The sequence below is a fragment of the Dehalococcoidia bacterium genome (assembly GCA_040902535.1).
Taxonomy (GTDB): Bacteria; Chloroflexota; Dehalococcoidia; order DSTF01; family JACRBR01; genus JBBDXD01.
On sequence record JBBDXD010000020.1, the window covers coordinates 74,906 to 82,792 of the forward strand.

The 7,887-nt window shown below is 64.3% G+C and carries 11 protein-coding genes and 1 other annotated feature; of the genes, 4 read left to right on the forward strand and 7 right to left on the reverse strand.

Features of this window, described 5'->3' with window-relative positions:
• The first annotated feature begins 29 nt into the window (after window positions 1-29).
• Both WEB52_11570 and thrS read left to right on the forward strand, forming a co-directional pair.
• Complete coding sequence (locus WEB52_11570; GenBank protein MEX2227074.1) at window positions 30-1,157, forward strand: M23 family metallopeptidase; 1,128 nt, start codon at window positions 30-32, stop codon at window positions 1,155-1,157.
• Between the two features lie 97 nt (window positions 1,158-1,254).
• Window positions 1,255-1,494, forward strand: a binding site (T-box leader).
• A 42-nt stretch (window positions 1,495-1,536) separates the two neighbouring features.
• Window positions 1,537-3,330, forward strand: coding sequence for a threonine--tRNA ligase (gene thrS, locus WEB52_11575; protein MEX2227075.1), 1,794 nt, complete (start codon window positions 1,537-1,539; stop codon window positions 3,328-3,330).
• On the opposite strand, the gene WEB52_11580 is transcribed toward thrS, so the two are convergent.
• From WEB52_11580 to WEB52_11610, 7 genes are read right to left on the reverse strand one after another with little or no spacing between them, the layout of a single operon-like run.
• Complete coding sequence (locus tag WEB52_11580; protein MEX2227076.1) at window positions 3,327-3,965, reverse strand: haloacid dehalogenase; 639 nt, start codon at window positions 3,963-3,965, stop codon at window positions 3,327-3,329. The two genes, thrS and WEB52_11580, sit on opposite strands and share 4 nt — an antisense overlap.
• Before the next feature lie 33 nt (window positions 3,966-3,998).
• The gene (locus WEB52_11585; protein ID MEX2227077.1) at window positions 3,999-4,334 is read right to left on the reverse strand and encodes an FmdB family zinc ribbon protein; all 336 of its coding nucleotides are present in this window, start codon (window positions 4,332-4,334) and stop codon (window positions 3,999-4,001) included.
• 15 nt (window positions 4,335-4,349) lie between these two features.
• A complete protein-coding gene (locus tag WEB52_11590; GenBank protein MEX2227078.1) occupies window positions 4,350-4,730 on the reverse strand; it encodes a zinc ribbon domain-containing protein in 381 nt (126 codons plus the stop codon).
• Window positions 4,731-4,740: 10 nt separating this feature from the next.
• Window positions 4,741-5,115: a YraN family protein gene (locus WEB52_11595; protein ID MEX2227079.1), complete on the reverse strand. Its 375-nt coding sequence runs from the start codon at window positions 5,113-5,115 to the stop codon at window positions 4,741-4,743.
• A complete protein-coding gene (locus WEB52_11600; protein MEX2227080.1) occupies window positions 5,112-5,543 on the reverse strand; it encodes a pyridoxamine 5'-phosphate oxidase family protein in 432 nt (143 codons plus the stop codon). The genes WEB52_11595 and WEB52_11600 overlap by 4 nt, the downstream gene beginning before the upstream one ends.
• A gap of 40 nt (window positions 5,544-5,583) precedes the next feature.
• Complete coding sequence (locus WEB52_11605) at window positions 5,584-5,952, reverse strand: VOC family protein (GenBank protein MEX2227081.1); 369 nt, start codon at window positions 5,950-5,952, stop codon at window positions 5,584-5,586.
• Complete coding sequence (locus WEB52_11610; protein MEX2227082.1) at window positions 5,949-6,626, reverse strand: ribonuclease HII; 678 nt, start codon at window positions 6,624-6,626, stop codon at window positions 5,949-5,951. Before WEB52_11610 ends, WEB52_11605 begins: the two co-directional genes overlap by 4 nt.
• Between WEB52_11610 and WEB52_11615 the strand changes: the two genes are divergently transcribed.
• Window positions 6,558-6,920 (forward strand): tautomerase family protein, encoded by a 363-nt coding sequence (locus WEB52_11615; protein MEX2227083.1) that lies wholly within the window; start codon window positions 6,558-6,560, stop codon window positions 6,918-6,920. The two genes, WEB52_11610 and WEB52_11615, sit on opposite strands and share 69 nt — an antisense overlap.
• Before the next feature lie 210 nt (window positions 6,921-7,130).
• On the forward strand, window positions 7,131-7,887 hold a 757-nt coding region (locus tag WEB52_11620; GenBank protein MEX2227084.1), incomplete at its 3' end, for an ATP-dependent metallopeptidase FtsH/Yme1/Tma family protein.

The window sequence follows — 7,887 nt, forward strand, 5'->3', positions numbered from 1 at the left end:
GCTGATAGGGAAGACAGGAGGCTACTCTGATGGATCGGCTCGCGCGGACGTCTCCCTTGCGGCTTCTGTTGCCATTACTCGTGATTTGTTCGTCGCTGATGGTTACGCAGATCGCGCAGGGCCACCAACAGTATGGATCGAACACAGCCGCTGCTTGGCGGGTGCCATGGCGGGCCGGCACCGACCAGTGGCGCAGTGGCTATGGATTCAACACAGTAACACACATTGGCTCTGAGTCGTATGCACTGGACTTCAGCCACCCGCACGGTACACCCATTCACGCCATGGCCAGCGGAAGTGCCGCGGCGGTGACAGGATCTCTCTGCGACACCACCGGGTTCGGCATCTCTGTTCAACTCTCGCACCCCGGTCCGTTCTACTCACGCTATGCACACCTGAGCCAGAACTTCTTCGGCGTAGGTACAAACATTGTTCAGGGGCAGTTCATCGGGCGGAGCGGGAACTCCGGGCAGGTTGACCCGGATCCGCCATCGTGCAACACACCGCCAAACGGGGCTCACCTCCATTTTGCTGTTTACAATCAATTGAGTTGCACGAGCTCCACTTGCGCGGTCAACCCACAATCAGGCGGTAAGACTCTTTCCGGTTATACCAACTTCGACACGTCGGAAGGCGCTCATGCTCACCGATCCGACAACGCTGGCGTAGGTGACATCTGCCTCGCCGCCCCAGGCACTGGCAATCAATGCACGAACGCGTCTGCACTAGATAGCGGCTCGTTCACGGCTTTTGTAAACGCGTATAACTCGGGCGGTGGCCAGGGGAGCGTCGGCCAACCGTGGAACCCCTGCGGAGGTGCCAGTGATACGACTATCACAGCCTGCTGGTGGGTGCACAGCTGGGGAAACGGCAAGGTCCAGGATTTCAGTGGGCCGAGTCATGGCCACGGTCCCGGCACAGGGGCGATCATGCGCCGAACCGGAACAAGCACGGCGTACTGGGTGCATGGAGGCGTGTGGCAACGGTACTTGGTGGCCGGCGGCGCGCCTGGTTACCTTGGATACCCCATCTGTAATGAGTTCCCGTGGAGCGTGTATAGGCGCACGGATTTCCAGAACGGCTTTGTGGCGTATCGACCCGACACCGGCGAATCTGTGGACGCGGCCTACAGCGGATTCTTCCCGAAGATCTGCTGAGCGACCGATGCCATCGCCATGGAATGCGCAATGGACACCCGTTTCCCCGCCATCGCTGATCAGCTTGTGACGGACAATCCCGCCTTGCTATAACTCGCCAAAGGCTTCGACCAGGACGAGTAGCGGCGTACATTCGTCCCAGCGAGGGCGCGGTTGGTGCAAGCGCCCGGCGTACACGCCGCGAAGACCACCTGTGAGCCGCATCTGCGAATGTCCGCCTACGGCGGATTAGTAGACGATGTCGCCGGCAGCGTTATCCGCCGAACGAGGGGCCGCGCCCGGATCCAAGTAGCGGCCTAAAACAGGGTGGAACCACGGAGCGCCTCCCGTCCCTGCGACGGCGAGGCGCGTTTTCGTTTTCGTGCCGCTGGAGGACGAAATGGTTCTGCAGACCCTTTCGAAAGAGGATCGGCTCTACCGCATGAGGCACTCCGCCGCCCACATCATGGCCGAGGCAGTCCTCGAGATGTTTCCCGATGCGCAGTTCGCCATCGGCCCGCCGATCGAGCACGGGTTTTACTACGACTTCCTTCTCGCGCGACCGCTGACGCCGGACGACCTGCCTGAGATCGAGCAACGTATGCGCGCCCGCATGACGTCGAACGTGCCGTTCGAGCACAGCGAGATGAGCCGCGAGGACGCGTTGGCGCTCTTCGCGACGCAGCCGTTCAAAGTCGAACTGATCCAGGGCATCGAAGACGCGAACGTCTCGCTCTACAAGCAGGGCGCATTCGTTGACCTGTGCGAGGGGCCGCACGTCGAGCGCACGGGCGATGTCCCGCCCTTCAAGCTCACGAGCGTCGCGGGCGCCTACTGGCGGGGAGACGAGAAGCGCCCGATGCTCCAGCGCATCTACGGCGCGCTGTTCGAGACACAGGAAGAACTCGACGATTACCTGCACCGGCTCGAAGAAGCGCAGCGGCGCGACCACCGCAAGCTCGGGCGCGAGTTGGAGCTGTATACGTCCAGCGAACTGATCGGCTCGGGGCTTCCGTCGCTACTGCCGAAGGGCGCGACCGTACGACGCCTGCTCGAGGAGTACATCACCGGACAGGAGCGGGAGGCGGGCTACCAGCACGTCTACACGCCGGTGCTCGCCAAGGTCGACCTCTACAAGCGATCGGGCCACTGGGACCACTATCGAGACAGCATGTACCCGCCAATGGCGCTGGAACACGAAGAGCTCGTGCTCCGGCCGATGAACTGCCCTCACCACATCCTGATCTACGAGAACGCGCTGCACAGTTATCGAGAATTGCCGATCCGCATCGCCGAGATGGGCACGATGTACCGGTACGAGAAGTCGGGCGTGGTCGGCGGGCTGTCGCGCGTTCGCGCGATCAACCTCAACGACGCCCACATCTTCTGCACGCGTGAGCAGATCGGGCAGGAGTTTGCCGGCGTCATGCGCCTGGTCGAGCGCGCGTACGCGACGCTTGGCATCACGGACTACGCATATCGCTTGTCACTGCGCGATCCCGCCGACACGGAGAAATTCGTGCAGAACGACGAGATGTGGGACCTTGGCGAGAAGATCCTTCGCGAGACGCTGCAAGAGCTTCAATTGCCGTTCTACGAGGCGCCGGGAGAAGCGGCCTTCTATGGCCCGAAGCTCGACATCCAGATCCGTGACGTCCTGGGGCGCGAAGAATCGATGTCGACGATCCAGCTCGACTTTCACCTGCCGAACCAGTTCGACCTGACCTACATCGGGGAGGACGGTGCTCAGCACCAGCCCGTCATCCTGCATCGCGGCGTGATCGGGGCGACCGAGCGCATGATGGCGTATCTCATTGAGCTGTACGCCGGCGCCTTCCCGACGTGGCTCGCGCCGGTGCAGGTTGCACTGATCCCAATCGCCGACCGCCATGCCGACTACGCGCACAACGTCGGCACGCGGCTCAAGCGCGCCGGCTTCCGCATCGACATCGACGACCGCAGCGAGCGCATGAACGCGAAGATCCGGCGTGCGCAGTTACAGAAAATTCCGTACATGCTCGTCGTCGGTGATCGGGAGCAGGAAGGCGAAGCCGTCGCCGTGCGCACGCGCGCCGGTGAGGACCTGGGATCGATGCCCGTGTTCCAGTTCATCGACCGGCTGCGCGATGAGGTGATCACGCAACTGGACCCGGAGGTCGCGGGGCCAGACGTGGGCGGCGAGTCCGAACGCTAGAGCTTCGATCCAAATTCGTCGAGGCGCCGCTCGAGCCGCCGCTGTTGCACCGAAAGCGTCAGGTCTCCCCGCGTCTTCTCGAGGATGCCACGCACGCTGTCCGTCGTGCGACGGAGGCCGCCGGTCATGGCGTCGGGGTAGTCGACGGTCACGAGCACGGAGTACATGTCGTCCATCGCGCGGAGCCAGTCTTCGCACTTTTCGACATCGCCGGTGCGCAACGTATCGAGCAGGTGCCGCCGCAGCTCGCCGACGGCCTCGCCCATGCCATTGAGGAACGCCGCCTGCTCCACCTGGAGCGTCTCCGGCGTCGGGAAGTCGCTGCCGGCAATCAACGCAAGGGTGATCGATGCTTCGGCGTACTCCTTCTGCGCGTCGTGCACGAAACCGGCGAAGTAGATGTCCGGGTGGCCATCGAGCGACTGGCGCGCAGTCTGCAGTTGCGCGCCGGCCTTCGACACGAGTTGGCCGGCGGTTTCGAAGTCGTCGCGGTGGACCGCACGGATGGCGTTCGCGGAGAGCCTGATCGCCTCGCGGCACAGGGGAAGCGCCGCCTCGCGCGCGGTGTTTTTGCCGACGAAGTTCTCCCGGACGCGCTCCATGATCGCGTCAAGCGGCGTGGAGATGTCGGGCATGGCTTCCTCGCTGTCTCGCCGCCCGCGCGGGATCTAGAGGTCTTTGACAGGGTGGGGCAGATCACCGTCGCGGGCCGCATCGATCATCTCGCGCGCCTCGCCGGGCAGGTCCATGCCGTAGTCATCGAACTTCTTCTCGACCCAGCGGCCGATCTGGCGCGGATCCTTGTAGTCTTCGACGCCGCGGGGCATGCTGCCGTAGTCATCGAGCACGCGCGATTCGCTCTTGTGGTACGCGAAGCGTGACAGGGCGCGCGCCGTCCCGCCGCCGCAGTGCTGGCACGCCGGCGCGACCTCGGTGGAGGTGTTGCGGACGAACTGGCTGGTGAGGCGCCGGCAGTCCTTGCACTTGTACTCGTAGATCGGCATGGCGGTTACAGCGTACTAGAAATCATCTTCGTCATCGGCGAAGCCACCTTCACCGGTGATGTCGTCGGGCAGCTCGCCCGCCTCCATGCGACCGACCATCTCGTCGAACTCGGGGCCCATGTCTTCGCCCATCTCGTCGCGCATGCTGCGCGCCCAACGGGCGACCGCGCGCGGATCGTTCTCGTCGATGCCGGCCATGCCCGCCCCGTCGTCGAAGTCGCCGCCGCCGCGGTGCACGGCGACGCGCGAGATCAGGCGGGTGAGCTTCTTGCCGCCGCAATGCTCACAGGCCGCATGGACGTCGCTGGAGACGCTGCGGACGAAGACGGAGGTGCGCTTCTTGCACGCGAGGCAACGGTACTCGTAGATCGGCATGCCATAGCGATAGCAGACCATGATGCGAGGCTCAACGGGGCCGGACGGCGTCTTCGTAGTGGGTGACGGAACGCAAGGCTCCGTCGCGCGTCAGTTCCACGGTCACGACGTCGATCCGCAGCGGCAGTTCGGCGCAGTCCGGGTTGCGCTCGACGTACCAGTCCACGGCGCGCAAGAGTTGCGCGGTCTTCCGCGGGCCGACGGAGAGCGCCGCCATGCCCTGGTCGCCTCCCTTCCGCGTGCGCACCTCGACGAATACCAACGCATCGACGTCGCGGGCGACGAGGTCGATCTCAGCCTCAAACACGCGAAAGTTGCGTTCGATGATGCGATAGCCCTTGGCCTCCAGGTGGGCGGCGGCGACGCGTTCGCCGAAATCGCCCAGCGACTTTCGGGGCGAAGTCAACTGTCCGCCGCCTTCCACCTCCGGTGGACGGGCCTTAGGGAGTTGTGGTCGTGGGATGTAGCGAGCACCTCACCGATCAATAACTCGAAGAGGATGTACCCCTTCGCGCGATCGGCATCCGCGGGCTCAGCCTCAACTGCCCTGCCGACGAGAAGCACCTCGCCGCCGCCCCCGGTCGTGTCCTCGACCGGGCCGTGCAGTGCGAATCGACCGTTGCGGCGGAGATCGTGGGCCTTTGGAGACGTCGGATACATAGTGACGATGAGGCAGCTGCCGCGCGGTGCCAATGGCCCGACCGGATGCACTCGCGGCCAACCATCCCGGCGCACGGTGCCGAAATAGCAGGGGGCGCTCGCGAGTCGTTCAAGGATATGCGCGGCGAGTTCGGGATTCAGTGCGCCGAAGTCGCCCCATCGAATCGCGTCCACAGGACAATGCTACACCGGCCGCGCGGACGCTCGCCGCGCGTCAGGGCGTGTACAGCTCGACTTCGTATCCGTCGAGGTCGGTGAAGTAGATGTACGGCTTGGCGTCCTCGTGTTCGCCGCTGCGAATGGCGGTGCCGCCGGCGGCCTCGATCTCGGCGCGCGCGGCCGCGACATCGGTGCCGGGATCAATGGCGAACCCGAAGTGACGCAGACCCGCGTGCGCGCCGGGGCGCCAATCCGACGATCCGGCGAACGTGATCATGTCGCCACCGCCGGGCACGCTCGCGAAGACCGCGGACCCGTCGCGAAACTGCTCCTCGATGCCGAACAGGCGCTGATAAAACGCAAACGACCGCTCAGCGTCGCGGACGAGAAACTGGATGTGGCGAAGGCCCCTGGTGCGAATCATGTCGGCGACGGCTCAAGCGCCTTGAACGGCAAGTCGATCGCAATACCGCGCGCCTCGAGAGCAGCGCGCACGGGCGCGAACAGCCTGCGGTGGATCGGACACGGCCCGTGCTCGTCGAGCGCGCGCTTGTGCTCCGGCGTCGCGTAGCCGCGGTTCTCGTTGAAGCGGTACTCCGGGTATACCGGGTGATAGCGCTCCATCAGCGCGTCGCGGTGTGTCTTCGCCAGGATCGATCCCGCCGCGATCGACGCGCACAACGCATCACCGTGGATGATCGAGCGGTGCCGGTATTCGGGCAGCGAGACCGCATCGATCAGCACCAGGTCGGGGCGGCATGGCAGCGCATCGAGCGCGCGCCGCATCGCGAGCTTCGTGGCGGCGATCAATCCGATCGTATCGATCTCCTCATGTGAGGCTGCGCCGACGCCGTAACCGCACTCTTCGCGGATCGCCTGGGCGAGGCGCTGGCGCTCTTCGGCGTCGATGAGTTTGCTGTCGCGCAGGTCCGCCCACCAGGTCCGCGCGAACCCCGGCTCGAGGATTGCCGCACCGGCGACGACGGGGCCGGCGAGCGGCCCGCGGCCCGCTTCATCGAGTCCGGCGACGTGCCGAAAGCCCCGCCGCCAGGCGGCGAGTTCGGCGTTGAGGCTGGGCGCTGCTTGAAAGAGGCCCATCGGCGCGATGCTAGCACCGGGCGGAGTGCGTGTAAAGCATCGTCCGCACCAGCGGGCGGGGGCTACCATGGCAGCGAAAACGCCAAGCTGACAAGGGAGGACGTAATGCCCATCGTGCGTGTCGAGTTGTTCTCAGGGAGGACCCACGCGCAGAAGCAAGAGTTGGCGCGCGCCATCACGGAGGCTGTGGCGAACGTCGCCCATACTACGCCGGAAGCGACGATCGTCATTTTTCAGGATGTCGAACGCGAGAATTGGGCCCAGGCAGGCAAGCTGGCATCCGACGACGACTAGAGACTCAGGGTTCTGCCTATGGGGTGCTCATCCCCGCCGACGGATACTGGAACGACCATAACCGGGGAGACGTTTGCGTATGTTGACAGATCTCACGTTACGAGACGTGTGTAAGCAGGTTCACGGTAGGGGCGCGGGTGCTCTGATATACTGGGTTCGCATTCCCCTGGAACTCCCGTTGAGCGCAGGGACAAAGGTTAGGTTTCGCCCATGAGCTCGCGTTGGCTACGCAACAGCTTCATTTATCTGCTCATCCTCGTGGCGGTCATCGCGATCGTCGTGTCGTTTTTCCGCGACGGGGAAGACACCAAGTCGCTGAACTTCAGTGAGGTGGTCGCCGAGGCCAAAGACAATAACGTCAAGAGCATCGAAGTCTCCGGCCAGAATCTCAACGTCGCACTGAAGGACGAGCCTGAGGAGACCTACAAATCGCGCGTCGGCGAGAACACGGACCTTGAGCAGATCCTGCGCGAGGAGAACGTGCCGATCGGCGGGGCTGGCGGCGTCGAGATCCAGTACAAGTCGCCGTCGGGCTTCGGTAACTGGATCGGGATCCTGATCAACTTCCTGCCCTTGCTGATCTTTGGAGCTATCTTCATCTTCCTGATGCGCCAGGCGCAGGGCTCCAACAGCCAGGCGATGAACTTCGGCAAGAGCCGCGCGCGCATGTTCGTCGGCAACAAGCCGACCGTAACCTTCTCGGACGTGGCAGGCGTAGACGAAGCTAAGGAAGAACTGGCGGAGGTCGTCGAGTTCCTGAAGTACCCGGAGAAGTTCGCATCGCTCGGCGCGCGCATTCCGCGCGGCGTGCTGTTGGTCGGACCGCCCGGGACCGGCAAGACGCTCCTTTCGCGCGCGGTCGCGGGCGAGGCCGGCGTGCCCTTCTTCTCAATCAGCGGGTCGGAGTTCGTGGAGATGTTCGTCGGCGTCGGCGCCAGCCGCGTGCGCGACCTCTTCGACCAGGCCA

Bases quoted from the DNA above. Each gene is read 5' to 3' on its own strand.
- WEB52_11610 (MEX2227082.1), bottom strand. From the start codon at position 6,626: ATGGGCCTCTTTCAAGCAGCGCCCAGCCTCAACGCCGAACTCGCCGCC.
- WEB52_11590 (MEX2227078.1), bottom strand. From the start codon at position 4,730: ATGGTCTGCTATCGCTATGGCATGCCGATCTACGAGTACCGTTGCCTC.
- WEB52_11605 (MEX2227081.1), bottom strand. From the start codon at position 5,952: ATGATTCGCACCAGGGGCCTTCGCCACATCCAGTTTCTCGTCCGCGAC.
- WEB52_11580 (MEX2227076.1), bottom strand. From the start codon at position 3,965: ATGCCCGACATCTCCACGCCGCTTGACGCGATCATGGAGCGCGTCCGG.
- thrS (MEX2227075.1), top strand. From the start codon at position 1,537: ATGGTTCTGCAGACCCTTTCGAAAGAGGATCGGCTCTACCGCATGAGG.
- WEB52_11570 (MEX2227074.1), top strand. From the start codon at position 30: ATGGATCGGCTCGCGCGGACGTCTCCCTTGCGGCTTCTGTTGCCATTA.
- WEB52_11585 (MEX2227077.1), bottom strand. From the start codon at position 4,334: ATGCCGATCTACGAGTACAAGTGCAAGGACTGCCGGCGCCTCACCAGC.